Annotated in this window: 22 protein-coding genes and 2 pseudogenes; 4 read left to right on the plus strand and 20 right to left on the minus strand. The window is 64.1% G+C overall.

Annotated features, from left to right (window positions below; all coding sequences use genetic code 11):
• Positions 1-8: 8 nt before the first annotated feature.
• Positions 9-527, minus strand: a complete 519-nt coding sequence (fldB, locus tag BN1119_RS01585) for a flavodoxin FldB (protein WP_041992887.1) — start codon at positions 525-527, stop codon at positions 9-11.
• A gap of 157 nt (positions 528-684) precedes the next feature.
• Between fldB and xerD the strand changes: the two genes are divergently transcribed.
• Positions 685-1,602: a site-specific tyrosine recombinase XerD gene (xerD, locus tag BN1119_RS01590; protein WP_041992890.1), complete on the plus strand. Its 918-nt coding sequence runs from the start codon at positions 685-687 to the stop codon at positions 1,600-1,602.
• A 68-nt stretch (positions 1,603-1,670) separates the two neighbouring features.
• On the opposite strand, the gene mscL is transcribed toward xerD, so the two are convergent.
• Positions 1,671-2,081: a large-conductance mechanosensitive channel protein MscL gene (mscL, locus tag BN1119_RS01595; RefSeq protein ID WP_041992893.1), complete on the minus strand. Its 411-nt coding sequence runs from the start codon at positions 2,079-2,081 to the stop codon at positions 1,671-1,673.
• Positions 2,082-2,389: 308 nt separating this feature from the next.
• Between mscL and recJ the strand changes: the two genes are divergently transcribed.
• Positions 2,390-4,120 (plus strand): single-stranded-DNA-specific exonuclease RecJ, encoded by a 1,731-nt coding sequence (gene recJ, locus BN1119_RS01600; RefSeq protein WP_041992896.1) that lies wholly within the window; start codon positions 2,390-2,392, stop codon positions 4,118-4,120.
• A 200-nt stretch (positions 4,121-4,320) separates the two neighbouring features.
• Here recJ and BN1119_RS01605 read toward each other — a convergent pair whose 3' ends face one another.
• Positions 4,321-4,920 (minus strand): RBBP9/YdeN family alpha/beta hydrolase, encoded by a 600-nt coding sequence (locus tag BN1119_RS01605; RefSeq protein WP_041992898.1) that lies wholly within the window; start codon positions 4,918-4,920, stop codon positions 4,321-4,323.
• A 199-nt stretch (positions 4,921-5,119) separates the two neighbouring features.
• Between BN1119_RS01605 and BN1119_RS01610 the strand changes: the two genes are divergently transcribed.
• Positions 5,120-6,196, plus strand: a complete 1,077-nt coding sequence (locus BN1119_RS01610) for a Gfo/Idh/MocA family oxidoreductase (protein ID WP_041992900.1) — start codon at positions 5,120-5,122, stop codon at positions 6,194-6,196.
• Positions 6,197-6,264: 68 nt separating this feature from the next.
• Here BN1119_RS01610 and lipA read toward each other — a convergent pair whose 3' ends face one another.
• The 16 genes and pseudogenes from lipA to leuS form a co-directional block, all read right to left on the minus strand.
• Positions 6,265-7,230 carry a lipoyl synthase gene (gene lipA, locus BN1119_RS01615; RefSeq protein WP_041992902.1) on the minus strand — a complete coding sequence of 322 codons (966 nt, stop codon included), beginning with the start codon at positions 7,228-7,230 and terminating at the stop codon, positions 6,265-6,267.
• A gap of 86 nt (positions 7,231-7,316) precedes the next feature.
• Positions 7,317-7,976: pseudogene (gene lipB / locus BN1119_RS01620) on the minus strand (lipoyl(octanoyl) transferase LipB); the annotation flags it as partial.
• Positions 7,977-8,041: 65 nt separating this feature from the next.
• Complete coding sequence (gene ybeD, locus BN1119_RS01625) at positions 8,042-8,305, minus strand: DUF493 family protein YbeD (protein ID WP_041992905.1); 264 nt, start codon at positions 8,303-8,305, stop codon at positions 8,042-8,044.
• A 265-nt stretch (positions 8,306-8,570) separates the two neighbouring features.
• Entirely contained in the window at positions 8,571-9,773 is a 1,203-nt protein-coding gene (locus BN1119_RS01630) for a D-alanyl-D-alanine carboxypeptidase family protein (RefSeq protein ID WP_041992908.1), read from the minus strand.
• A 182-nt stretch (positions 9,774-9,955) separates the two neighbouring features.
• A complete protein-coding gene (locus tag BN1119_RS01635; RefSeq protein WP_041992910.1) occupies positions 9,956-10,876 on the minus strand; it encodes a septal ring lytic transglycosylase RlpA family protein in 921 nt (306 codons plus the stop codon).
• Positions 10,815-11,819, minus strand: coding sequence for a lytic murein transglycosylase B (mltB, locus tag BN1119_RS01640; protein ID WP_041993812.1), 1,005 nt, complete (start codon positions 11,817-11,819; stop codon positions 10,815-10,817). Before mltB ends, BN1119_RS01635 begins: the two co-directional genes overlap by 62 nt.
• A 2-nt stretch (positions 11,820-11,821) precedes the next feature.
• A pseudogene (locus tag BN1119_RS19750) lies at positions 11,822-11,943 on the minus strand (FtsW/RodA/SpoVE family cell cycle protein); the annotation flags it as partial.
• Positions 11,944-11,955: 12 nt separating this feature from the next.
• On the minus strand, positions 11,956-13,059 hold the full coding sequence (rodA, locus tag BN1119_RS01645) for a rod shape-determining protein RodA (RefSeq protein ID WP_041992913.1): 1,104 nt from the start codon (positions 13,057-13,059) through the stop codon (positions 11,956-11,958).
• The gene (gene mrdA / locus BN1119_RS01650; protein ID WP_041992916.1) at positions 13,052-14,968 is read right to left on the minus strand and encodes a penicillin-binding protein 2; all 1,917 of its coding nucleotides are present in this window, start codon (positions 14,966-14,968) and stop codon (positions 13,052-13,054) included. Before mrdA ends, rodA begins: the two co-directional genes overlap by 8 nt.
• Positions 14,969-15,009: 41 nt before the next feature.
• Positions 15,010-15,477, minus strand: coding sequence for a 23S rRNA (pseudouridine(1915)-N(3))-methyltransferase RlmH (rlmH, locus tag BN1119_RS01655; protein WP_041992918.1), 468 nt, complete (start codon positions 15,475-15,477; stop codon positions 15,010-15,012).
• Positions 15,478-15,483: 6 nt separating this feature from the next.
• Entirely contained in the window at positions 15,484-15,819 is a 336-nt protein-coding gene (gene rsfS / locus BN1119_RS01660) for a ribosome silencing factor (protein WP_041992921.1), read from the minus strand.
• Positions 15,820-15,876: 57 nt separating this feature from the next.
• Positions 15,877-16,575 carry a nicotinate-nucleotide adenylyltransferase gene (gene nadD, locus BN1119_RS01665; RefSeq protein ID WP_041992924.1) on the minus strand — a complete coding sequence of 233 codons (699 nt, stop codon included), beginning with the start codon at positions 16,573-16,575 and terminating at the stop codon, positions 15,877-15,879.
• Entirely contained in the window at positions 16,569-17,603 is a 1,035-nt protein-coding gene (gene holA, locus BN1119_RS01670; protein ID WP_041992927.1) for a DNA polymerase III subunit delta, read from the minus strand. The genes nadD and holA overlap by 7 nt, the downstream gene beginning before the upstream one ends.
• Positions 17,603-17,746 (minus strand): hypothetical protein, encoded by a 144-nt coding sequence (locus BN1119_RS01675; protein WP_041992930.1) that lies wholly within the window; start codon positions 17,744-17,746, stop codon positions 17,603-17,605. Before BN1119_RS01675 ends, holA begins: the two co-directional genes overlap by 1 nt.
• A gap of 13 nt (positions 17,747-17,759) precedes the next feature.
• Positions 17,760-18,242 carry an LPS-assembly lipoprotein LptE gene (locus BN1119_RS01680; RefSeq protein WP_041993815.1) on the minus strand — a complete coding sequence of 161 codons (483 nt, stop codon included), beginning with the start codon at positions 18,240-18,242 and terminating at the stop codon, positions 17,760-17,762.
• Between the two features lie 121 nt (positions 18,243-18,363).
• On the minus strand, positions 18,364-20,943 hold the full coding sequence (leuS, locus tag BN1119_RS01685) for a leucine--tRNA ligase (RefSeq protein ID WP_041992933.1): 2,580 nt from the start codon (positions 20,941-20,943) through the stop codon (positions 18,364-18,366).
• A gap of 147 nt (positions 20,944-21,090) precedes the next feature.
• On the opposite strand from leuS, the gene BN1119_RS01690 reads away from it, so the two are divergent.
• Positions 21,091-21,573: a zinc ribbon-containing protein gene (locus BN1119_RS01690; protein ID WP_041992936.1), complete on the plus strand. Its 483-nt coding sequence runs from the start codon at positions 21,091-21,093 to the stop codon at positions 21,571-21,573.
• Between the two features lie 84 nt (positions 21,574-21,657).
• Here the strand turns inward: BN1119_RS01690 and lnt are convergent, their stop codons facing one another.
• A complete protein-coding gene (lnt, locus tag BN1119_RS01695; RefSeq protein ID WP_041992938.1) occupies positions 21,658-23,187 on the minus strand; it encodes an apolipoprotein N-acyltransferase in 1,530 nt (509 codons plus the stop codon).
• Positions 23,188-23,222 lie beyond the last annotated feature (35 nt).

The following is a 23,222-nucleotide window of genomic DNA, read 5'->3' on the forward strand; positions in this document are numbered from 1 at the left end:
TTGTTCTGTCAGAGCAGTGCCTGGATCTCGCCGAGGATCTGCAGGGTCCACTGTTCGAGTCGCTCGTCGGTCTGTTCGTACTGGTTGGCGTCATCGAGGGCCAGGCCGACGAAGTGGCGACCGTCGTCGATCAGTGCCTTGGAGGCGTCGAATTCGTAGCCCTCATTGGGCCAGTAACCCACCAGCCTGACCCCCTTGGGCACCAGCTGATCGTGCAAGAGTCCCAGGGCATCCTGATACCACTCGCCATAGCCCAGCTGATCTCCCATGCCGAACAGGGCTATGATGCGCCCCTCCAGGTCGACATCGGCGATGTCTTCCCAGCGGGATTCCCAATCTTCCTGCAGCTCGCCAAAATCCCAGGTGGAGATGCCGAGGATCAGGATCTCGTACTCCGTCATGCGCGCCAGGGGGACATCCTTGATGTTGTGAATGTCGACCAGCTCCGGGCCCAGCAGGGTGCGGATCTTCTCGGCGGCCATCTCGGTGTAACAGGTGGTGGAACCGTAAAACAGACCAATCTTCATCGCTCTTCCCGCCAGCTCAAGTAAAGGGGCGAGTTTACCAGAGAGTGGCGTCCCCTTCCCAGCCCGCTCATCCTGCTTCGGGCTGGCGTGGTAACCCTTGCCGCCTCGCCCCGCCTTGGCGTTAGAATGGAGGTCCGTTCCCAACCCGACTCGCGCCATGACCCGCAAAGCCGCCTCGTCCGCCACGCCGCCTCATCCCTTGATCGAGCAGTTCCTCGATGCCCTCTGGCTGGAGCGGGGTCTGTCAGACAACACCATCGCCTCCTACCGGGTCGATCTGGGCAAGTTTGCCCTCTGGCTCGATGGCCAGGGCGGCGCCCTGTTGCTGGCCGGGATGGACGACATCCAGCACTACCTCGCCTGGCGGGTGGATCAGGGCTTTGCCGCCAGCAGCACGGCCCGCTTCCTCTCTGCCCTGCGTCGTTTCTACCAGTATCTCAACCGGGAGAAGCTGAGGGGGGATGATCCCACCGTGCTGCTGGAGGGGCCCAAGCTGCCCAAGAAGCTCCCTTCCGACTTGAGCGAGGGGCAGGTGGGCTCATTGCTCGACGAGCCGAATGTGGAGGATCCCCTGGAGCTGAGGGACAAGGCGATGCTCGAATTGCTCTATGCCACCGGGTTGCGCGTCTCCGAGCTGGTGGGGCTCACCGCCGAGCATGTCAGCCTGCGCCAGGGGCTGGTGCGGGTGGTGGGCAAGGGCAACAAGGAGCGGCTGGTGCCCATGGGGGAGGAGGCGGTTTACTGGCTGGAGCGTTATTACCGGCAGGGGCGCCCCCTCTTGCTGGGGGGGGTCAGCTCGGACGTGGTCTTCCCCTCCAAGCGGGCCCAGATGATGACGCGCCAGACCTTCTGGCACCGTATCAAGCTCTATGCCCTGCGGGCCGGCATCCAGGGAGAGCTCTCCCCCCATACCCTGCGCCACGCCTTCGCCACCCATCTGCTCAATCATGGCGCCGACCTGCGGGTGGTGCAGATGCTGCTGGGTCATGCGGATCTCTCCACCACCCAGATCTACACCCATGTGGCCAACGAGCGGCTCAAGGCGCTTCATGGCGAGCACCACCCCCGCGCCTGAGTCACCCCGCTTCGGGCAAAAAAAAACCGCGTTCACGCGGTTTTTTTAGCGATGCACCACCAGGGGGGTTATTTGCCCTGCTGGGATTTCAGCAAGTCGCGGATCTCGCTCAGCAGCTCCTGATCCTTGGTGGGGGCTGCGGGGGCGGCCGGGGCCTCTTCCGCTTTTTTCTTCATGCTATTCATGGCCTTGACACCCATGAAGATGGCGAAGGCGATGATCAGGAAGTCGATGATGGTCTGGATAAACTTGCCATAGGCGATGACCACGGCCGGGGTGTCCCCCTCCGCCGCCTTGAGCACCACGGCCAGATCGCTGAAATCTACCCCGCCGAGGATGATGCCGATGGGGGGCATGATGATGTCGCCGACGAACGAGGAGACTATCTTGCCAAAGGCGGCACCTATGATGATACCGACGGCCATGTCGATCACGTTGCCACGGGCAGCAAAGGCCTTGAATTCCTGGATAAGGCTCATTGAATTCCCTCCAAAATGGGTAAGGTTGAGCAAAATAAGGGGTCATGATGCTAGGCCAGAAGGCGGGATGAGCCCTGCCCTCTGGCCACCCCTGATAGCTTGCGGTGGCAGAGTCCAATTGGCAACCTGAGCAGGCTAAATTTCTGTTATCACCCGGTTATTAACGGGATTGGCAATAAGAAGCCCTGATCGCGCCCGCGGGAGGGCGGACGTTTTCTCTGCCCCGGCATTTGCCTAAGGAGAACAGGAGTGCGATCCTTGCAGCCTGTTTCGGCCTCTGCCCCCGTTTGAACCCACTGGATATCGCCATGTCTTTGCAAATCCGTCGTCGCCCCCGGGTGGATGATTCCCATCTGCCCGATACCCTGCACCCCCTGCTGCGCCAGATCTTCGCCAGCCGCGGGGTGGAAGATCCCGCCCTGCTGGAACGCAGCGCCAGCCAGCTGCTGCCGCCCCAGCGCCTGTTTGGCATGGAGCAGGCGGTACCCCTGCTGGCGGATGCCCTGACGGCGCAGCAGCGTATCCTCATCGTCGGTGATTTTGACTGTGACGGCGCCACCAGCTCGGCCCTGTGCGTGCTGGCCCTGCGCGCCATGGGGGGGCGCCACATCGATTTTCTGGTGCCCAACCGCTTCGAGTTCGGCTACGGCCTCACCCCGGAGATCGTCGAGCTGGCGGTGGCCCGGGGCGCCGAGTTCCTCATTACGGTGGACAACGGCATCTCCAGCATCGCCGGGGTGGCGGCGGCCAAGGCGGCCGGCATGCGGGTACTGGTTACCGATCACCACCTGCCGGGACAGGAGCTGCCTGACGCCGATGCCATCGTGAACCCCAACCAGCATGGCTGCGACTTCCCCTCCAAGTCCCTGGCCGGGGTCGGGGTCGCCTTCTACCTGATGGCGGCCCTCAACACCCACCTGCGCCAGAGTGGCTGGTATGAGCGCCAGGGCATTCGCGCCCCCAACGTGGCGGATTATCTGGATCTGGTGGCACTCGGCACCGTCGCCGACGTGGTGGCGCTCGATGGCAACAACCGCATCCTGGTGCATCAGGGCTTGCAGCGGATCCGGGCCGGACGCTGTCGCCCCGGCATCCAGGCGCTGGTGGATGTCTCCGGCCGTGACGGTCGCCGCCTGTGCGCCGCCGATCTCGGCTTTGCCCTGGGGCCCCGCCTCAATGCGGTGGGTCGACTCGACGACATGTCCCTCGGGGTCGCCTGTCTGCTGTGCGACGACCTCAACCTGGCGCGCCAGCTGGCGTCCGAGATGGACAGCCTCAACCAGGAGCGCAAGGAGATAGAGCAGGGGATGCAGCAGGAGGCCCTCGCCACCCTGGAGCAGATCCGTTTTCGTGATGGTGAAGTCCCCTCCGGCATAGTGCTGCACCGGGACGAGTGGCATCAGGGGGTAGTGGGGCTGGTGGCCTCCAAGGTGAAGGAGAAGTACTACAGGCCGGTGATCGCGTTTGCCGAGAGCAGCGACACCGAGCTCAAGGGCTCCGGGCGCTCCATCCCCGGGGTGCACCTGCGCGATGCGCTCGAATTGCTCGATACCCGCCATCCGGGCCTGATGGGCAAGTTTGGCGGCCACGCCATGGCGGCCGGGCTGACCCTGCCCAAGGCCAATATCGAGGCGTTCGGTCGCGCCTTCGAGGCGGTGATCGGCGAGCTGGTGACCCCCGAGCTCTTGACCGGGGTGCTGCTCACCGATGGCGAGTTGCTGCCGGACGAGCTCACCCTCGAGCTGGCGGAGCTGATCCGCGCCTCCGGTCCCTGGGGCCAGGCCTTCCCCGAGCCGCTGTTCGACGGCGAGTTCGTGCTGGTGCAGCAGCGGCTGGTGGGGGAGAAGCACCTCAAGATGATGCTGACGACCGACTCCGGCCATGCGGTGGATGCCATCGCCTTCGGGGTGGATCTCAAGCGCTGGCCCGATGCCTCGGTCAAACGGGTGCGGCTGGTCTACCGGCTCGACGTCAACGAGTGGCGCGGCAACCGCAGCGTGCAACTGCTGGTGGAGCATCTGGAGGCCGCCGGCCTCTGACGCTCGTAAATCTGTCTGTATGCCGATGACGGCCACCTCAGGGTGGCCGTTTTTATGGGCGATGCTCAGGAAAAGGGCGTTGACCCTGCCCGGCGTGCCCCCGGAATACTTCATGGCCCGCCGCTGGGGGGCGGCGGGGACCAGTGGCGAAGTGAGCTACCACCCGGCCTTTGCACAGGAGTGAGGGTCAGGGCCGCGAGTCAGCTCGCCTGCGGGATCTTCGCCGCCGCCCTGATGGCGCCGGCCATCTCCATCAGCAGCTCATAGGCGAGGGGCAACTCGGTAAAGCCCTCCCGATCGAGAAAATGGCCCCCCTGTGCAATCGGATGCAGGGGGGCCTGCAACCGCTGGGCCAGGGCCTGGGAGAAGGACGGGGGGACGATGGCGTCATCGGTGGAGGCGATCAGGGCGCAGCGCGGCACTCTGGCCCTGATATGGGCGAGGGGCAGGGGCTGGGCGACGAAGGGGGTGAGCTCGGGCAGGGTAGCGAGGGGTTCATCGAAGCCGGAAACCAGCAGCAGGCCACCCAGGTCGCTCAGGGGAGGGTGCTGATGCAGGTAGCGCAGGGCCGAGATGCAGCCCAGGCTGTGGCCAACCAGCAGGGTGTGGCCATCCGCCTCGCCTATGCTGGCCGCCAGATGGGCATCCCAGGCGGCGGGCTCGGGTGCCTGGGGATCCGGCATGGCGAGCACCCGGGTCTGGATGCCCTGCTCCTCGAGCCGGGCGGCGAGCCAGGGAAACCAGTTGGCCTGGGGCGAGGCGGTGTAACCATGGATGATAAAGGCGGTGATGGGGGACATGTGATACTCCTGAAGGCGCTGGGAAGTGGGCATGATAGCCTCAGCCCTCAGGAACAGAAATGTTCGAACGGGGTCTTGCCATTGCCTCCGGATGTCGATGAGGCGCCCTGTACCGCGTCAGCCCCTGGCGATTAATTGCCCTGGATCAGGTCAGGGCACGCTGGGCGGCGCTAGATTGAGGCTATTTGGAGGAGAGCAGATGCAGATTGGATTCGTGGGCCTGGGGGCCGTGGTGGAGACGGCCTACCTGCCGGCCCTGAGGCGGCTGGCCCTGTCGGGCCTTGAGTTATGGGGTTACGATCGGGATCCTGCCCGGCAACTGGCAGGGGTTCATGCGCTGCCGAGTCTGGATGCCTTGTTGGCCAGGCCGCTGGATCTGTTGTTCATTACCACTCCTTCCCTGGATCATCTGGTGACCCTGAGCGCAGCGCTGGCCAGCGCAATCCCCCTGCTGGTGGTGGAAAAGCCCGTGGTCGCCCGCCTGGATCAGCTCGAGCAGCTGGAGGCGCTGCTGGCGGAGCCTGCCTGTGCCGGTCGGGTGCTGGCCCTGGATCACTGGATGGCGCGCACCGGCATCCAGCAACTGTTATCGGGGCAGCTGGGAGCGAACTGGCTGCCGGAGGACTCGGCCCAGGGCAATCCGCCAGATCTGAGCGGTACCCGGCTGCTGCAACTGGAGGGCTATCTGCAAGAGCCCAGTGGTCAGGATGAGCAAGGCCGGCCCATTGCCCTCAACTTCGCGACGGGAAAGGCGGACTGCCGCACGCTGCGCCATCCGGATGGGGTCATTCTCGATATCGGCACCCATGTGCTGACTCAGATACGGGAGCTGGTGGCGGCACTGGGATGCGATGAATCCTTGCAACTGCTGGCTGGGGAGGTGACCGACCGGTTGGGGGCGGCCATCGTCCATGGTGACCTGCACGTCGCCGAGGGCCGGGCTCGGCTGCTGGGCTCGGTCGGGGGGATCCCGCTGCAGATCCGGCTCGACAAGTATGCCGGTCCCGGGGGCGGGCAAAAAGGGGTGACGGCATTCCTGGCCGATGGTGGCCAGATCAGCCTGGATCGCTGCGGCAACGGGGAGCGGCTCACCTTGACTCAGGGGTCATACCACCAGGGCTGGCGCCAGGAGGGGGCGCTCTATGAACACTGCCTGGCCGGGCTGCTGCTCGGGGAGGGGATAGGCAGGGAGGCGCGCATTGCCCTGACCCGGCGCCGGCTGGCCGAGGTTCGGGCCCTGCTTGCGCTGCATCAGCAGTTGCGGGGCCCTCATTGAACCCGTGACTACGACCATAAAAAAAGAGCGCCTTTTGGCGCTCTTTTTTTAGTGCAGAGGAGAGAAGGTCATTTGACCTCTTCGCCCTTGGCCTGCAGATCCGCATGGTAGGAGGAGCGGACGAAGGGGCCGCAGGCGGCATGGGAGAAGCCCAGCTCCATGGCGACATCCTTCAGCTCGTCGAACTCTGCGGGCGGCACATAGCGTTTCACCGGCAGGTGGTGACGGCTCGGCTGCAGGTACTGGCCCAGGGTCAGCATGTTGACGCCGTGCTCGCGCAAGTCCTTGAGCACCTGGACTATCTCTTCGTTGGTCTCGCCCAGACCCATCATGACGCCGGACTTGGTCGGCACATGGGGGTGCATCTCCTTGATGCGGCGCAGCAGCTCCAGGGACCACTTGTAGTCGGCGCCGGGGCGGGCGACCCGGTACATGCGCGGGGCGGTTTCCAGGTTGTGGTTGAACACGTCCGGCGGGGTCTCGCGGAACACCGCCAGGGCCTGCTCCATCCGGCCGCGAAAGTCCGGGGTCAGGATCTCGATGCGGGTCTGGGGGCTGTGCTCGCGGATCTGCTTGATGCAGTCGGCGAAGTGCTGGGCACCGCCGTCCCGCAGATCGTCGCGGTCCACCGAGGTGATGACCACGTATTTCAGCCCCATCTCCTTGATGGTGAGGGCCAGCTTCTTCGGCTCTTCCGGATCCAGCGCCAGCGGGCGGCCGTGGGCCACGTCGCAGAAGGGGCAACGGCGGGTGCAGATGGCGCCCATGATCATGAAGGTGGCGGTGCCGTGGTTGAAGCACTCCGCCAGGTTGGGGCAGGAGGCCTCCTCACACACAGAGTGCAGCTTGTTCTTGCGCAGCGTGCTCTTGATGTGCTCGATCTTCTGGCTCGAGGGGGGCAGTTTGATCCGCATCCAGTCCGGTTTACGCAGCACTTCTTCGGTGGGATCCGGCATGAATTTCACCGGGATCAGGGCCATCTTGTCGCCATCGCGCAGCTTGACGCCCGGCTCCATACGAACGGGTTTGCTCATGATTCACTCTCGGTGTTTGTTACTGTCTGATTGATGTCCGCAGAGGGCATCTTGAGATTCGCATCGTGCCATGGCATGGCGCCTTGCTCGACATGGGTGATGGTCTGGTAACCGATGAGGCTGGCCAGCTCGGCCATCAGGGGCCGGGCCGCCTCGGGCACGCTCAAGGGGCCCCCCAGGGCACTGGTCTGGGTCATGGCCATGCCCGCATAGCCGCAGGGATTGATCCGCAGGAAGGGGCTCATGTCCATGTTGACGTTGAGGGCCAGTCCATGGAAGGAGCAGCCACGGCGAATGCGCAGGCCCAGGGAGGCTATCTTGGCTTCGAGGCCGAGCCCGTCTCGCACGTAGACGCCGGGGGCGTCCGCCTTGGCATAGGCCTGGATGTCGCTCCTGGCGAGCACCTGGATGATGGCGGTTTCCAGGCAGGTGACCAGCTCGCGCACCGACAGCTTGCTGCGGCGCACGTCCACCAGCACATAGAGTACCAGCTGGCCGGGGCCGTGATAGGTCACCTGGCCGCCGCGATCACTTTGCACCACAGGGATGTCGCCGGGGGCGAGCAGGTGCTCGGCCTTGCCGGCCTGGCCCTGGGTGTAGACGGGATCGTGCTCCACCAGCCAGAACTCGTCCGGGGTCTCTTCGCCGCGCGCGTCGGTAAACGCCTTCATGGCGTCCCATACGGCCTGATAGGGGCGGCGACCCAGGTCTCTTGTCAGCAGATGGCGTTGTGCTGGGGTGGACATGGCTTCCTCATGGGCTGGGCGGACAAACAGGCCGTCGCCCCTTGGACGGGGCGACGCGGGTGTGATCACAGAACGTAGCGAACCAGGGATATGTTGCCGAGGGCGGCATACATGGCTTCGATATGTTCCTTGCTCTGGGCGGTGACCGTCACTCGTACCGAGTGGTAGTTGCCCTTTGAACTGGGTTGTACCGTGGGGCTGTAGGTGCCGGGGGCATGCTGCTGCAACACTTCGACCACCAGATCCGGCAGGGCGGGATCGGCCACACCCAGTACCTTGAAGGGGAACTTGCAGGGGAATTCCAGCAGTTCATCAAACTTGGTATTCATTGACTCACCTTTTCGTCATCCGGGATGACTCTCTCATGTGGCTCGTTGCCATTGGCCCAGGGGGCCGCCAGTACAAGTCTATATGGGCATGGCCCACACCGGGATCAAGACCCGGTATCGTGCGACAAGACGTGGAAGTGCTGCTTTTTACCACAAATCCCGGGTCGGCGGAACCTGCAGATTGCAGGGTTATTCGCTGCCAGGCTCCATCAAGACAGCAACGGCGCCCGATGGCGCCGTTGCTTGACAAGATTTTACCCTGAGATCACTTGAACCAGCTGGTGACCAGCAGTACCACATAGTCCCACAGACGGCTCATCAGGCCACCCTCTTGCACCTCTTCCAGTGCAACCAGGGGAACCTGCTTGATCTCCTTGTCCCCCTGCTTGAGGAAGACGGTGCCGACGCGCTGTCCCTTGGCCAGCGGTGCCTTCAGCTCGCTGTCGAGCTGGAAGTCCGCCTTGAGGTTGCTGGCCTGGCCACGGGTCACCAGGACGGAGACATCCTGATCCACCCCGAGCTTGACCTCGGGCTTGTCACCCATCCAGATCTTCTGGCTCACCAGTTCGGTGCCTGCCTTGTAGGGGGTGGCACTCTGGAAGAAGCGGAAACCGTAGGTGAGCAGCTTCTTGCTCTCGGCGGCGCGGGAAGCCTCGCTGGTGGCACCGAACACCACGGCGATCAGACGCATCCCCTCGTTGTTGGTGGCGGAGGAGACCAGGTTGTAGCCGACCTGGCTGACATGGCCGGTCTTGATGCCATCCACTTGCAGGGATTGATCCCACAGCAGGCGGTTGCGGTTGTGCTGGGTGATGCCGTTGAAGACGAAGGACTTCTGGGCATAGATCTTGTACTCCTCCGGCAGGTCGCGGATCAGGGCCTGGCCCAGGCGCGCCATGTCGTGGGCGGTACTGTAGTGACCCTCGGCATCCAGGCCATGGGGGTTCATGAAGTGGCTGTCATTCATGCCCAGCTTGGCGGCCCAGGTGTTCATCAGGCTGGCGAAGGAGTCGGTGCTGCCCGCCAGGAATTCGGCCATGGCGACGCAGGCGTCGTTGCCGGACTGGATGATGATGCCCTTGTTCAGATCATCGACCGAGACCTGCTTGCCCACCTCGATGAACATCTTGGAGGAGTCGGAGTAGTTCTTGGACCAGGCGTTCTGGCTGATGGTCACCATGTCGGTGCGTTTGATGTTCCCCTTGGCCAGCTCCTGGCCGATGATGTAGGAGGTCATCATCTTGGTCAGACTGGCGGGGGGCAGCCGCTCTTCGGCGTTCTCCTCGGCCAGCACCTGGCCGCTGGCGTAGTCGATCAGAATATGGGCCTTGGCCGAGATGGTCGGCGCGGCGGGGACGACGACCGGCATGCTGTTGGGGGTGGGCAGCGGATCCCGCGTCGGAGTATTGGCCTGGGCGGTTGCGCTGATCAGGGCGGCGAGGATGACTGAATGGGCAAATTTGGACATCGTGAAAATTCCTGCGAGCCTGGTTGGGGGTGACCCCTGGTAAATGAAAATGCGGGGCTCACTATACCAGAAGCGGGCTCTGGTCATAGCCCGGCATGGTGATCGATGGGCATTTTTTAACACTCACTGACCGGTGGCGCGTCGTAATCAGGCGCGCCACCGGCCGTGGTGAAAAGCAGGGCTCAGGGGAGGAAGAAGGCCTGCTCGAACCCTTCACTGCGCACCTGTTGCAGCAGCGACCCCTGTTTTGCCGCCGGGATGGGGCCGAGCAGCACCCGGTAGATCTGGCCGACGGCCTGGATCTCATGGGGCACGCCGTACTGGCTGCCGAGCTGCTTGGCCAGGGCCTGGGCCCGCTCCCTGGATCCGCTGGCGAGCACCTGCATCCGTTTGCCGCCGCCAGCCTGGGAGGAGACAGCCGGGGCTGCATCTGCCTGGGGGGCGGTGGCCGGTATGGCCGCGGCCAGGGGGACCGCCTTGGCGGGGGCGGCTGTGCCTGTCTCCTGGCCGGGGCGGGTGTCCGTCATGGGGATATCCGCCACCCGTTCAATCTGCTGATCCGGGGTGTCTGTGATGAGATCCAGCCTGACCCGCGCCTCACCCTGCTCGACCATGTCAAGCTGATGGGCCGCGGCATGGGAGAGATCGATGAGCCGGGACGCGGTGAAGGGCCCCCGATCGTTGACTCTCACTATGGTCTCGCGGCCGTTGTCGAGGTTGGTGACACGCACATAGCTCGGCAGCGGCAGGTTGCGATGGGCGGCCGTGAAGAGGGTGCTGTCCATGGTGTCGCCATTGGCGGTCTTGTTGCCGTCCAGCCCCTTGTCGAGCCAGCTGGCGCTGCCCTCTTCGCTGTAGTGCTTGATGTCGCGCCACACCTGGTACTTCTGCTTGCCAATCCAGTAGTCCCGGTTGCCGCTGGCGCTCAGGGGTTCGGGACGGGGGATGGCTCCCGTGGCCTGGGGAAACTCGATGACGGGTGCCTTCTCCACTTCGACCGGTTCGGGGAGGGGGGCCGGTGCCGGGGCATCCGGCTGGCTGCTACAGGCGGCCAGGAACAAGGCCAGGCTGAGGGGGAGGAGTCTGTTGTGCTGCATAGGCATCCTGGATGGCTTGACTGAGTTGGTGTACCGCCATGCCGTACAAGGGGCTGCGGTTGTAGCGATTGATCACGTAAAAGTTGTGGCGGGCGACCCAGTAGCGGGGGCCGTCGACCTCCTCGAGGGCCAGCAGCCGCACCAGGGTATCGTCCGCGGGAGGGGTGGCCAGACGCAGCCCGGCCTCGGACAGGGTCTGCCAGCGCAGGCTGGGCTCAGGGGCCTGGCCAATGAGGGCCTCGGCCACAGGCGCACTGGCCTCGGCCGGCTCGACCACGGGGTCGCGCCAGCGCCAGCCATGCTCGGCGAAGTAGTTGGCCACGCTGCCGATGGCATCGGCCCGGCTGGCAAACAGGTCCCGCCTGCCGTCACCGTCGAAATCCACGGCGTAGTGGCGATAGCTGGAGGGCATGAACTGGCCCATGCCCATGGCGCCGGCGTAGGAACCCTTGAGCGCGGTGAGGGGCAGCTGCTCCTCCCTGGCGAGCAGCACCAGCTGGGCAAACTCCTTGGCAAAGAAATCGGCCCGCTCCGGGTAGTGAAATCCCAGGGTATAGAGGCTGCCGAGCACGTCGTGGCGCCCCATCTGCTTGCCGTAGGCGGTCTCCACGCCCAGGATGGCGGTGATGAGGGCGGCGGGCACCCGGTAGGTCTGCTCCGCCCGGGTCAGCAGTTCGCTGTGCTCCTGCCAGAAGCGTACCCCGGCCTGAATGCGTTGCGTTGTGACGAACAGGGGCCGGTATTGGTACCAGGGCTTGGCTTCCCAGGGGCGGCGCATCAGGGCCAGCACCTCGGGATTGAGCCGGGCCGATCCCACGGCGGCCTCCAGCTCGGCCAGGGGCACGGCCTGACGCTCGGCGAGACGGGCCAGGGCCTGCGCATCCGGCCCGGCGGCGGCCCCTGTAGCCGGCAGCCAGACCGCCAGCAGCAGGGCGGGAGCGAGGCGCATCATCAGGCCAGTAGCCTTCTGTGGGTCTGAATGGACATCAGGATGCCGAAGCCCGCCATCAGAGTCACCATGGAGGTGCCGCCGTAGCTCACCAGGGGCAGGGGCCTCCCACCACCGGCAGAATATATCCGCCTCATCATGCCAGTAGCCTCCTGTGGGTCTGAATGGACATCAGGATGCCGAAGCCCGCCATCAGGGTCACCATGGAGGTGCCGCCGTAGCTCACCAGGGGCAGGGGCACGCCCACCACCGGGAGTATGCCGCTCACCATGCCCATGTTGACGAACACATAGACGAAGAAGGTGAGGGTCAGGGCGCCGCCGAGCAGGCGCTCGAAGCTGCTCTGGGCCTGCATCGAGATGTAGAGGCAGCGGCTGATGATGTAGAGGTAGAGGGCGAGCAGCAAGGCCACACCCACCAGACCGAACTCCTCGCTGAACACGGCGAAGATGAAGTCGGTGTGGCGCTCTGGCAAAAATTCCAGCTGGGACTGGGTCCCCTGCAACCACCCCTTGCCGAACACGCCGCCTGAGCCTATCGCTATCTTGGACTGGATGATGTGGTAGCCACGGCCGAGCGGGTCCTTCTCCGGGTCGATCAGCATCAGCACCCGCTGGCGCTGATAGTCGTGCATCAGGAAGAACCAGAGCAGGGGCAGGAAGGCGGCGAGCAGCATCACCGCCAGGCCGATGAGCCACCAGCTGATCCCCGCCAGGAAGATGACGAAGAAGCCGGAGGCCGCCACCAGGATGGAGGTGCCCAGATCGGGCTGGGCCGCGATCAGCAGGGTGGGCAGCAGCACCATGACGAGGGCGATCACCACATGACTGAGCTTGGGGGGCAGGGAGTGCCGGCTGAGCCAGGTGGCCACCATGATGGGCATGGAGACCTTCATCACCTCGGAGGGCTGGAACTTCATGAAACCAAGGTCCAGCCAGCGCTGGGCCCCCTTGCCGATGTGGCCGAACACGTCCACCGCGATCAGCATCAGGACCACCACCACGAACACGGGGATGGCCCAGCGGGCATAGAGGGTCGGGGGCAGCTGGGCCAGGGCCAGCATCAGCACGAAGGCGAGGCCGCCGCGCACCAGCTGGCGCACGATGGATTCCAGATCCTGACCCGAGGCGGAGTAGAGCACCACCATGGAGAGCGCCATCAGGCAGAGCAGGCCGATGAGCAGGGGCAGGTCGATGTGCAGCCGGTACCAGATGCTTTGCTGGCGAGCGGAGTTACTCATGAGAGGCAACCTCTTCGGATTGGGGCTTCTTGGCCGGTGCCGGCGGCAGCTGGGGCTCCGGCGGCAGCAGATAGGCATCCAGCATATGGCGGGCGACGGGGGCGGCCATGGCGCTGCCGCCACCTGCGTTCTCCAGCACCAGGGCGACCACGGCCTTGGGGGCGTCGAACGGCGCGAAGGCGACGAACAGGGCATTGTCCCTGTGCTCCACCTTGGTGGTGGCCGCGTTGTAGACCTGGTTTTCCTTGAGACCGACCACCTGGGCCGTACCCGACTTGCCCGCCGCCACATAGGGGGTGTTGGCAAAGGCGCGCCGACCCGTGCCCTCGTGGCCGTTGATGACGCGCCACATGCCATCCCGTCCCACCTGCCAGTAGCTGTCATGCTTGACCTTGAGCGCCACGTTCGGGTTGATGGGGGCAGGCACAGTGCCGTCGAGGGAGACGGTGCTCTTGAGCAGATGGGGCGTCACGTCATGGCCATTCTGGGTGAGAATGCTGATGGCCTTGGCGAGCTGGATCGGTGTGGAACTCCAGTAACCCTGGCCGATGCCGACCGAGATGGTGTCCCCCTGATACCAGGGTTGGCGCCAGCGGGCCATCTTCCAGTCCCGGGAGGGCATGACCCCCTTGGTCTCTTCGTACAGATCGACCCCGCTGTAGTGGCCAAAGCCGAACTGGGTCATGTATTCGTGGATCTTGTCGATGCCGACCCGGTAGGCGAGATCGTAGAAATAGGTATCCGCCGACACCTCGATGGCGCGATAGACATCGAGCCAGCCATGGCCCCAGCGTCGCCAGTCACGGAACTTCTTGGTGGTGCCCGGGATGGAGAAGCTGGGCCCGCCGAAGTAGCGGTACTGGGGGGTGATGGCCCCCTCGTTGAGTCCCATCACGGAGAGCAGGGGCTTGACGGTGGAGGCGGGGGCATAGATGCCCTGGGTGGTGCGGTTCACCAGGGGGCGAGCCGGATCGTTGAGCAGGCCGGAATAGTTGGCGGTGGAGATGCCGGTCACGAACAGGTTGGGGTCGTAACTCGGGCTCGACTCCATGGCCAGGATGGCGCCCGTCTTGGGATCCATCATGACGATGGCGCCCCGGCGACCGTCCAGCAGCTGCTGGGCCTTGAGCTGCAGGCGGATGTCGATGTTGAGGTAGATGTCCTTGCCGGGCTGGGGCGGCTGGAACTTGAGGGTGCGCACCACCCGGCCGCGGTTGTTGACCTCGACCTCCTGGTAGCCGGCCACGCCGTGCAGCTCATCCTCGTAGAACTTCTCCACCCCCTGCTTGCCGATGTCCTTGGTGGCGGCATAGTTGGCGAGTTTCTCCTCCTTCTCCAGGCGCTCCACGTCCCGGGTGTTGATCTTGGCCACATAGCCCAGGGCATGGGTGAGGGTGTCACCAAACGGGTAATAGCGCTTGAGATAGGCCTCTATGCTGGCACCCGGGTAGTTGTGCTGGTCGACGGAGAAGAGCGCCACCTGTTTCTCGGTCAGCTTCTCGTAGAGGGAGACCGGCTTGAAGCGGCGCTGGCGTTTGACCTCGGCCAGAAATTTCTCCTTGGTTCCCTCCGGCAGGCCCAGCAGGGCGATCAGATCGTCGGCCATCTTGTCGATGTCCCCCGCCTCCTCCGGCACGATTTCCAGGCTGTAGACAGGACGGTTCTCCGCCAGCAGCACCCCGTTGGCGTCATAGATGAGGCCCCGGGGGGGCGCCACCGGCACGACGCGGATCCGGTTGTCGTTGGAGCGGGTCTGATAGGTGTCGAACGATTCAACCTGCAGATAGTAGAGGTTGCCGAGCAGCACCAGCATCAGGGCAAGCATGCCCAGATAGGCGACCAGGGTACGACGAAAGAAGAGGTTGCCCTCTGCGCTGTGATCGCGCATCTCGATGCGCTGTTTCAGCATGGGGAGGCCTCGGGAGTCGGGGAGAGCGAAGGCATAAGGCGCTATTCCCTGTGATAGGGGTGGTTGGTGGTGATGCTCCAGGCCCGGTAGAGACTCTCGGCCACCAGCACCCGCACCAGGGGGTGGGGCAGGGTGAGGGGGGAGAGGGACCAGCTCTGCTCGGCGGCGGCCTTGCACTCGGGAGACAGGCCCTCGGGCCCGCCCACCAGCAAGGCCACGTCGCGGCCATCCAGCTTCCAGGCTTCCAGCTGGCCGGCCAGCTGCTCCGTGGTCCAGGGCTTGCCGGGAATGTCCAGGGTGACGAGGCGGGCGCGACCGGCGGCCGCCAGCATGGCTTCCCCTTCCTTTTGCAGGATGCGGGGGATATCGGCGTTTTTACCGCGTTTTCCAGCGCTTATCTCCACCAGTTCGAACGGCATGTCTTTCGGGAAACGGCGACGGTACTCCTGGAAGCCGTGCTCGACCCAGGCGGGCATCTTGGTGCCCACGGCAATCAACTGAATCTTCATGGGGGATCAGGCTTGTACCGGAGCATTGCCCCAGAGTTTTTCCAGTTGATAGAAGTCGCGAAACTCGTCCTGCATCACATGCACTATGACGGAGCCGAGATCCACCAGCACCCACTCGCCGGTCTGCTGTCCTTCGACACTGAGCAGGTCGAGCTTGGCATGACGGGCCTCGCTCGCCAGGTTGTGGGCGATGGCGCAGACATGGCGGCTGGAGTTGCCGGAGCAGATGATCAGGGTGTCCGTGATGCTGGATTGACCGCGCACATCCAGGGTGACGATGTCGCGGCCCTTCATGTCATCGATCTTGTCGATGATGAAAGCGTGCAGTTCTTGGCCTTGCAATAGTGTTTCTCCTCTGGATCCGCCGCGGCTCGCGCAGGCGTGGGGCGGCGGATTATATCATGGGTGGCCTGGTTTCCCACCCGGCTGGGCGGGGCCTGCCTGGGGGTTTTCCGCCACAGTGCGGTAGAGCCCCTCTTGCTCAATATAGTGCGCGACACAGGCTGGCAACAGGTAGCGGGTATCCTGGCCCCGGGCCAGCAAATCCCGCAGCCGGGTCGCGGAGAGCGCAATGGGCAGGTTGTCCGCCAGCCAGATGTGGCCGCTCAGCTTGAGGTGCAGGTCTTCGGCCCGGCGGGTGCCGTGGCGTGCCAGCAGCCCGGCTATGTCGGCCGGGTAGTCTGGTTGCCAGCCCGGGCGCAGGCTCACCACCAGATGGGCATAATCGAGCAGCTCCTGCCAGCGATGCCAGCTCGGCAGCGTGAGCAATGAGTCCATCCCCATCAGAAAGCAGAGCGGAGTGTCCGGCAGCTCGCCCCTCAGCTCTATCAGCGTGTCTATGGTCCAGGAGGGCTTGTCCCGCTTCAATTCCCGCTCATCCACCACGAACCCCGGGTTCTCTGCCGCCGCCAGTCTGACCATGGCCAGGCGCTGCTCGCTCGAGCAGAGCGGATTGGCGCGATGGGGCGGGATATGGTTCGGGAGCAGGCGTACCTCGGCCAGTCCCAGGGCGTCGCGGGCCTCGATGGCCGGTCTCAGGTGACCTATGTGGACAGGATCGAAGGTGCCTCCGAGAATACCGACGGGTGGCTTCAGCATGGGCTGGCCTCGGGCAGAGGCAGCAGGGTGCCATCGCGAAACCCCAGGGCCATGGTCTGCAACATCAGCCAGGCCTGCTCGGTATCGAACCGGCGCTGGGCGTCATCGAGGCGGGCCATCAGCTGCCACAGCTGTTGCAGCTTGGCGAACGGCAAGCGGATCAGAGCCTGCTGGATCAGCTGCTGGCGGCTCTGCCAGATGCGCAGCCGGCTGAAGTGCTCCCCCAGGGGCTGGCCACCGCGCATGGCCAGCGACAGCTCGGTGAGCTGTTCCAGCTCCCGGCACAGGGTCCAGGCCAGCATGCCGGGCTCGGTGCCCTCGGCCCGCAGCGCCAGCAGGATGCGCTGGGCCCGGTTCACCTTGCCTTCCAGCAGGCAGTCGATGAGCTGGAAAGGGGTGAAGTGGGCGTGGCGTATGATGGTCTCCTGCAGGTAGGCAACCGTGATCGGTTGGGGCGGCGAGAGCAGGGTCAGCTTCTCTATCTCCTGACTCGCCGCCAGCAGGTTGCCCTCGTAGGCATGGCACATGAAATTGACCGCATCCGGCATCGCCTTGAGGCCAAAGCGTTGGAACCGGGCCCCCATCCAGCGCGGGAAGAAGCGCGGCTCGGGGTGATTGACCGGCACATGGGTGCCAATCTGGTAGAGCTTGTCAAACCAGGCGCTTTTCATCTGGGTCTGGTTTAGCCGTCCCCCAGAGAGTACCAGCAGCAGATCGGGATGAAGCTGCTTGCCGATCTCTGTGATGCGGGCGGCCAGATCCTTGTCGACCTTGGCCGGCAGCTCCAGCTCGATGAGCTGGCGCGTCGAGAACAGGCTCAGGGCCTGGCAGGCGTCGTAGACCTGATTCCAGTCCAGACCGGGCTCGACCACGAAACTGTGGCGCTCATCGAACCCCTGTTTGCGGGCGACCTGACGGATGACGTCGATGGCTTCCTGTTTGAGCAGCGGCTCGTCGCCAAAGACCAGATAGCAGGGCCTGAGCCCCGCCTTGAGGTGGTCCGCGAATTGTTCAGGGTAGATCCGCATCAGCACCCGGCCTGGTTGAGGAAGGAGAACGCAAGGTCGATGGCCCGCTCTTTCTCGAGCAGCGGCTCGTCGCCAAAGACGAGATAGCAGGGCCTGAGCCCTGCCTTGAGGTGATCCGCAGAGGGTTTTGGATGGATGCCCATCACGCGGCTCCCATCAGAACTTGACCTGGCTCAGCTGCCGGATGATGAGGCTCGCTGCCTGCTCCTGCATCTCCTTGCCAAGCTGTTCCTGCTCGCGGGAGGAGGCCAGTGCCGCATCCGGCTTGTTCAGGAAGCTGCGGTTGAAGGTGATGGGGAAGATCTGGGTCGGCTGGCCCGGCATGGAGACGGTGAAGCTGGTGCTGTAGCCGAGCACGTACTCCTTGTCCTGGCCGAGGGCGTCAACCGAGGCGACCTGACTGCTGTTGCCGACCCCACCCAGGGTCAGCACGGGGATGCCTTCCTTGTCCGTCAGGTTCACTCCCGAGGCCTTGAGGCGGGTGGTGACCTGGCGATAGAGATCGCTCTTGGTGTCACCGACCACCTTCATGGTCATCAGCTCGGGGGGGATGGCCTGGCTACGGAGCTGGAAACCGCAGGCCGAAAGCAGCAGGGCGGTCACCAGTATGGTGACTCGGCGAATGAGGGGCGAACCCATGGCATGTCCTCTCTGATTCAAGAAGGAGGCGACGCGCATGGGCGCGCCGCCTCCTTCGATTATATGAAGGTGCGCGGCCGCAGGCCGGGCACCAGGGCGATGGCTATCAAACCGGCCCGGATCAGTTGGCTACTATGTTGAGCAATTTCCCCGGCACATAGATCACCTTGCGCACGGTCAGGCCGTCGGTGAATTTCTGCACCGAGGCATCGTTCATGGCCAGCTGCTCGACATCGGCCTGGCTGATGTCGGCCGGGACGGTGAGCTTGCCGCGCATCTTGCCGTTGATCTGCACCACCACCAGTTTCTCGGTCTCGACCATGGCGGCCTCGTCGGCCACAGGCCAGCCGGTCACGTCTATGTCCCCTTCCTTGCCCAGCATCTTCCACAACTCGAAGCCGATGTGCGGGGTGATGGGGTAGAGCATGACCACGACGGCTTCCAGCGCTTCCTGCATCAGGGCGCGATCCTGGGCGTCTGAGCCCAGCTTGGCCAGGTTGTTCATCAGCTCCATGATGGCGGCGATGGCGGTGTTGAAGGTCTGGCGGCGACCCACGTCATCGCTCACCTTGGCGATGGTCTTGTGCAGCTCGCGGCGCACCGCTTTCTGCTCGCCGGTCAAGGCGGCCAGATCCAGCGGGGCGACGGCGCCACCGGCAACGTGTTCGAAGGTGATGCGCCACAGGCGACGCAGGAAGCGCTGGGCGCCCTCCACGCCGGAATCGGACCACTCCAGGGTCATGTCGGCCGGGGAGGCGAACATCATGAACAGGCGGACGGTGTCGGCGCCGTAACGCTCCACCATCAGCTGGGGATCGATGCCGTTGTTCTTGGACTTGGACATCTTGGTCATGCCGGAGTGGATCACCTCACGCCCTTCCAGATCCACCGCCTTGGTGATGCGGCCCTTGTCGTCGCGCTCCACCTTGACCTCGGTCGGGCTGACCCAGACGTTGCCGCCCTTCTCGTCCTTGTAGTAGAAGGCGTCGGCCAGCACCATGCCCTGGCAGAGCAGGCGCTTGAACGGCTCGTCGCTGTTCACCAGGCCCGCATCACGCAGCAGCTTGTGGAAGAAGCGGGCGTAGAGCAGGTGCATACAGGCGTGCTCTATGCCGCCGATGTACTGATCCACCGGCAGCCAGTGGTTGGCGGCTGCAGGATCCAGCATGCCCTTGTCGTAGTCCGGGGAGCAGTAGCGGGCGTAGTACCAGGAGGACTCCATGAAGGTGTCGAAGGTATCGGTCTCGCGGAACGCGTCCTGGCCGTTGTAAGTGGTCTTGGCCCAGTCGGCGTCGGCCTTGATGGGACTCTGGATGCCGTCCATCACCACGTCTTCGGGCAGCAGCACCGGCAGCTGATCTTCCGGGGTCGGCACCACGGTGCCGTCCGCCAGGGTCAGCATGGGGATGGGGGCACCCCAGTAACGCTGACGGGAAACCCCCCAGTCGCGCAGGCGGTAGTTGACGGTGCGCTTGCCGTGACCGAGGCCTTCCAGCTTGCTAGCGATGGCATCGAAGGCACCCTGGAAGTCGAGACCGTCGAATTCGCCGGAGTTGAACAGCACGCCCTTCTCCGTGTAGGCGGCGTCGCTCACGTTCGGCGCTTCCCCGTCGGCCTGCTTGATGACGGCCCTGATCTCGAGGCCATACTTGGTGGCGAATTCAAAGTCGCGCTGGTCGTGACCCGGTACCGCCATCACGGCGCCGGTGCCGTAGTTCATCAGCACGAAGTTGGCGACCCAGACCGGCACCTTGCGGCCATCCAGGGGATGAATGGCATACAGGCCGGTGGCCATGCCCTTCTTCTCCATGGTGGCCATGTCTGCCTCGGCCACCTTGGTGTGCTTGCACTCTTCGATGAAGGCGGCCAGTTCCGGATTGCTTTCGGCAGCCTGGGCGGCCAGCGGGTGACCGGCGGCGATGCCCACATAGGTCACACCCATGAAGGTGTCCGGACGGGTGGTGTAGACCTCCAGGTGCTCGTCCTGACCCTCAATGGCGAAGCTGATGTTGACCCCTTCGGAGCGGCCAATCCAGTTGCGCTGCATGGTCTTGACCATCTCGGGCCAGCCTTCCAGATTGTCGATGTCGTTCAACAATTCTTCGGCGTAGTCGGTGATCTTGATGAACCACTGGGGGATCTCTTTTTGCTCCACCGGGGTGTCGCAGCGCCAGCAGCAGTTGTCCACCACCTGCTCGTTGGCCAGCACCGTCATGTCGTTCGGGCACCAGTTGACGGAAGAGGTCTTCTTGTAGACCAGACCCTTCTCGTAGAGCTTGGTGAAGAACCATTGCTCCCAGCGGTAGTAATCCGGCTTGCAGGTCGCCAGCTCTCTGTCCCAGTCATAACCCAGCCCCAGCATCTTGAGCTGTTTCTTCATGTATTCGATGTTTTCATAGGTCCAGGGAGCCGGCGCCGTCTTGTTCTTGACCGCGGCGTTCTCGGCGGGCAGACCGAAGGCATCCCAGCCTATGGGTTGCAGCACGTTCTTGCCATTGAGCCGTTGATAACGGGAGATCACATCACCTATGGTGTAGTTACGCACGTGCCCCATGTGTAGACGACCAGACGGGTAGGGGAACATGGAGAGGCAGTAGAATTTCTCTTTATCTACTTTCTCCACTGCCTTGAAGGTTTTCTTGGCGTCCCAGTGCTGTTGCACTGCTGGTTCAATGGATTGGGGAACGTATTGCTCTTGCATTTGGTGACATCCGGATCTGTGAAATGGATAGATAAATCGGCTGGGAAATCGCAATAGAATACCCATATCCTGCGGCGGCAACAACCGTCAGCGTCCCGGGTCGCCCGAGGCAGAGCACCCATCCGTCATTGAGAGAGGAGTTACGCCATGGACAAGCGCCGAAAAGGTTATGAGGCCTTCATCGCCCAGCTCAGAAAACAGTGGGAGGAGACGGAGGCCTTTCAGGGAGAGCGTCTCAACAAGATGATCGCCAAGGTGCAGGCCTATCTGGAGGCGGCCGGGGATCTGACCCAGGACGAGCTGGCCCTCATCGCCGAATACGTGAAGCGGGATCTGGGCAACTATGACGAGAGTCGCGCCGAGGTACCCGAGTCCGCCTTTATGCTGGCGTTGAAGGATACAGTGTGGTCCTGGCTGGCGGACGTGACCGACCGCTCCCAGGTGGAGTGGCAGGAGCTGGCGGACGAGCTGGAGCACAAGGGACTCTATCAGGCCGGCGACTGGGTGGGACTGGGGGTCATGGTGTGCGATCAGTGCGGCTGGCGTCATACGGTATTGAAACCGGAGCAGCTGGGCACCTGCCCGGAGTGCGGCGCCAGCGAGTATCACAGGGAGCCGCTCTCGCCCTGAGCCCGCCCCGGATATCATCGGCTGGCTGAATGGCAAGAGGCGCCCCATCGGGCGCCTCTTTTCATGGACGGGTCAGCCTTGCGCTTACAGCTCGCGGGCCCAGGGGTGGGCGCGGGGGCGCAGCACCAGCGCCAGCAGCAGCCCCAGGGCGCAGAAACCGTAGAGCGGCCAGCTGCCAAAGCGCAGGTAGGGGGTCTGGCCGTGGGCGGGACGCACCTCGGTGCGCAGCACTCCTGCCTCGAACTGGGGGATCTGGCCCGTGATGCTGCCATCGATTTCCGTGGTGATGGTGATGCCGTTGTTGGTGGCACGCAGCAGGGGGCGGGCCAGCTCGAGGGCACGCATGCGGGCGATCTCCATGTGCTGCCAGGGGCCGATGCTGGTGCCGAACCAGGCGTCGTTGGAGACGGTCAGCAGGAAGTCGGTATCCGGCTGGACGTTGCGGCGCAGCTCCTCGGGGAAGATGATCTCGTAGCAGATGGCGGCCGCCAGCTTGAGCCCCTTGGCGATCAGGTTCGGCTGCACCGCATCCCCCGGGCTGAAGGAGGACATGGGCAGGTTGAAGAAGGGGGCGATGGGGCGCAGCCAATCCTCGAACGGCACATATTCCCCGATGGGCAGCAGGTGGTACTTGTTGAAGCGGTTCTCGTGCTCGTAGTGATAGGAGGCCTTGCCGTCCGCATCCTGCACCCCCATGCCGAGCACCACGTTGTAGAAACGCTGGGACTTGGCATCGTAGTTGATGATGCCCGCCAGGAGAGCGGTATCGTTCACCTTCATCGCCTTGTCCAGACTCTCCAGATAGCTGCCCATTTCCTTCTCGAGGGCCGGAATGGCCGACTCGGGCCAGACGATGAGGTCGGCATCCTGGTGCTCCCGGCTGAGATCCTGATAGGTGCGGATGGTGGGGACCAGGGCTTCCGGGTTCCACTTGAGAGATTGGGCGATATTGCCCTGCACCAGTGCCACCTTGACCGGCTCGCCCCGGGTCACCCAGTTAAGCTGCATCAGTCCCAGGGCGGTGCCCACCAGGGCGACGGGCAGCAACAGCCAGGCCGGCTTGCGGCTCTGCCAGGTCAGCCAAAGGGCGGAGGCGGTGAGCAGCAGGGCGAGGGTGATGCCCTGCACCCCGAGAATGGGGGCGAACCCCTTGAGGGGACCGTCTATCTGGGTATAACCAAACCAGAGCCAGGGATAGCCGGTCATGATAGTGCCCCGCAGCCAGTCGGCGATGAGCCAGAGCGCCGGGAAGGCGAGCAGCCAGCGACTCCAGTGACGGGCGGTGAAGTAGCGGGCGAAGACCCAGCAGGCCAGGGTCGGGTAGAGGGAGAGATAGGCTGCCAGCCCCGCCAGCAGCAGGAAGGCGGCCGGCAGCGGTATGCCGCCAAACTCCGTCATGCTGACATGGATCCACCACTGACCCGGCAGGAAGAGGCCCATGGCATAGCCGAAGCCGCGCCAGGCGGCCTGGCGCGGGCTCGCCTTGTCCAGCAGGGCGTAGAGGCCGAGCAGGGAGGGGATCACCAGGGGCCAGTAGCCGAAGGGGGAGAAGGCCAGGACGGCGAGGGCACCACAGGCCAGGGCGCACAGGCTGGTCAGGAGTTTCGATTTCACGGGTGATGGGGCTCAAATTAGGCTGAAAACGGAGT

This window comes from Aeromonas bivalvium, assembly GCF_000819765.1.
In the GTDB taxonomy this organism is placed as follows: domain Bacteria; phylum Pseudomonadota; class Gammaproteobacteria; order Enterobacterales; family Aeromonadaceae; genus Aeromonas; species Aeromonas bivalvium.

Coding starts and splice junctions, on each gene's coding strand:
- fldB (WP_041992887.1), bottom strand. CDS start 527: ATGAAGATTGGTCTGTTTTACGGTTCCACCACCTGTTACACCGAGATG.
- xerD (WP_041992890.1), top strand. CDS start 685: ATGACCCGCAAAGCCGCCTCGTCCGCCACGCCGCCTCATCCCTTGATC.
- mscL (WP_041992893.1), bottom strand. CDS start 2,081: ATGAGCCTTATCCAGGAATTCAAGGCCTTTGCTGCCCGTGGCAACGTG.
- recJ (WP_041992896.1), top strand. CDS start 2,390: ATGTCTTTGCAAATCCGTCGTCGCCCCCGGGTGGATGATTCCCATCTG.
- BN1119_RS01605 (WP_041992898.1), bottom strand. CDS start 4,920: ATGTCCCCCATCACCGCCTTTATCATCCATGGTTACACCGCCTCGCCC.
- BN1119_RS01610 (WP_041992900.1), top strand. CDS start 5,120: ATGCAGATTGGATTCGTGGGCCTGGGGGCCGTGGTGGAGACGGCCTAC.
- lipA (WP_041992902.1), bottom strand. CDS start 7,230: ATGAGCAAACCCGTTCGTATGGAGCCGGGCGTCAAGCTGCGCGATGGC.
- ybeD (WP_041992905.1), bottom strand. CDS start 8,305: ATGAATACCAAGTTTGATGAACTGCTGGAATTCCCCTGCAAGTTCCCC.
- BN1119_RS01630 (WP_041992908.1), bottom strand. CDS start 9,773: ATGTCCAAATTTGCCCATTCAGTCATCCTCGCCGCCCTGATCAGCGCA.
- BN1119_RS01635 (WP_041992910.1), bottom strand. CDS start 10,876: ATGCCTATGCAGCACAACAGACTCCTCCCCCTCAGCCTGGCCTTGTTC.
- mltB (WP_041993812.1), bottom strand. CDS start 11,819: ATGCGCCTCGCTCCCGCCCTGCTGCTGGCGGTCTGGCTGCCGGCTACA.
- rodA (WP_041992913.1), bottom strand. CDS start 13,059: ATGAGTAACTCCGCTCGCCAGCAAAGCATCTGGTACCGGCTGCACATC.
- mrdA (WP_041992916.1), bottom strand. CDS start 14,968: ATGCTGAAACAGCGCATCGAGATGCGCGATCACAGCGCAGAGGGCAAC.
- rlmH (WP_041992918.1), bottom strand. CDS start 15,477: ATGAAGATTCAGTTGATTGCCGTGGGCACCAAGATGCCCGCCTGGGTC.
- nadD (WP_041992924.1), bottom strand. CDS start 16,575: ATGCTGAAGCCACCCGTCGGTATTCTCGGAGGCACCTTCGATCCTGTC.
- holA (WP_041992927.1), bottom strand. CDS start 17,603: ATGCGGATCTACCCTGAACAATTCGCGGACCACCTCAAGGCGGGGCTC.
- BN1119_RS01675 (WP_041992930.1), bottom strand. CDS start 17,746: ATGGGCATCCATCCAAAACCCTCTGCGGATCACCTCAAGGCAGGGCTC.
- BN1119_RS01680 (WP_041993815.1), bottom strand. CDS start 18,242: ATGGGTTCGCCCCTCATTCGCCGAGTCACCATACTGGTGACCGCCCTG.
- leuS (WP_041992933.1), bottom strand. CDS start 20,943: ATGCAAGAGCAATACGTTCCCCAATCCATTGAACCAGCAGTGCAACAG.
- BN1119_RS01690 (WP_041992936.1), top strand. CDS start 21,091: ATGGACAAGCGCCGAAAAGGTTATGAGGCCTTCATCGCCCAGCTCAGA.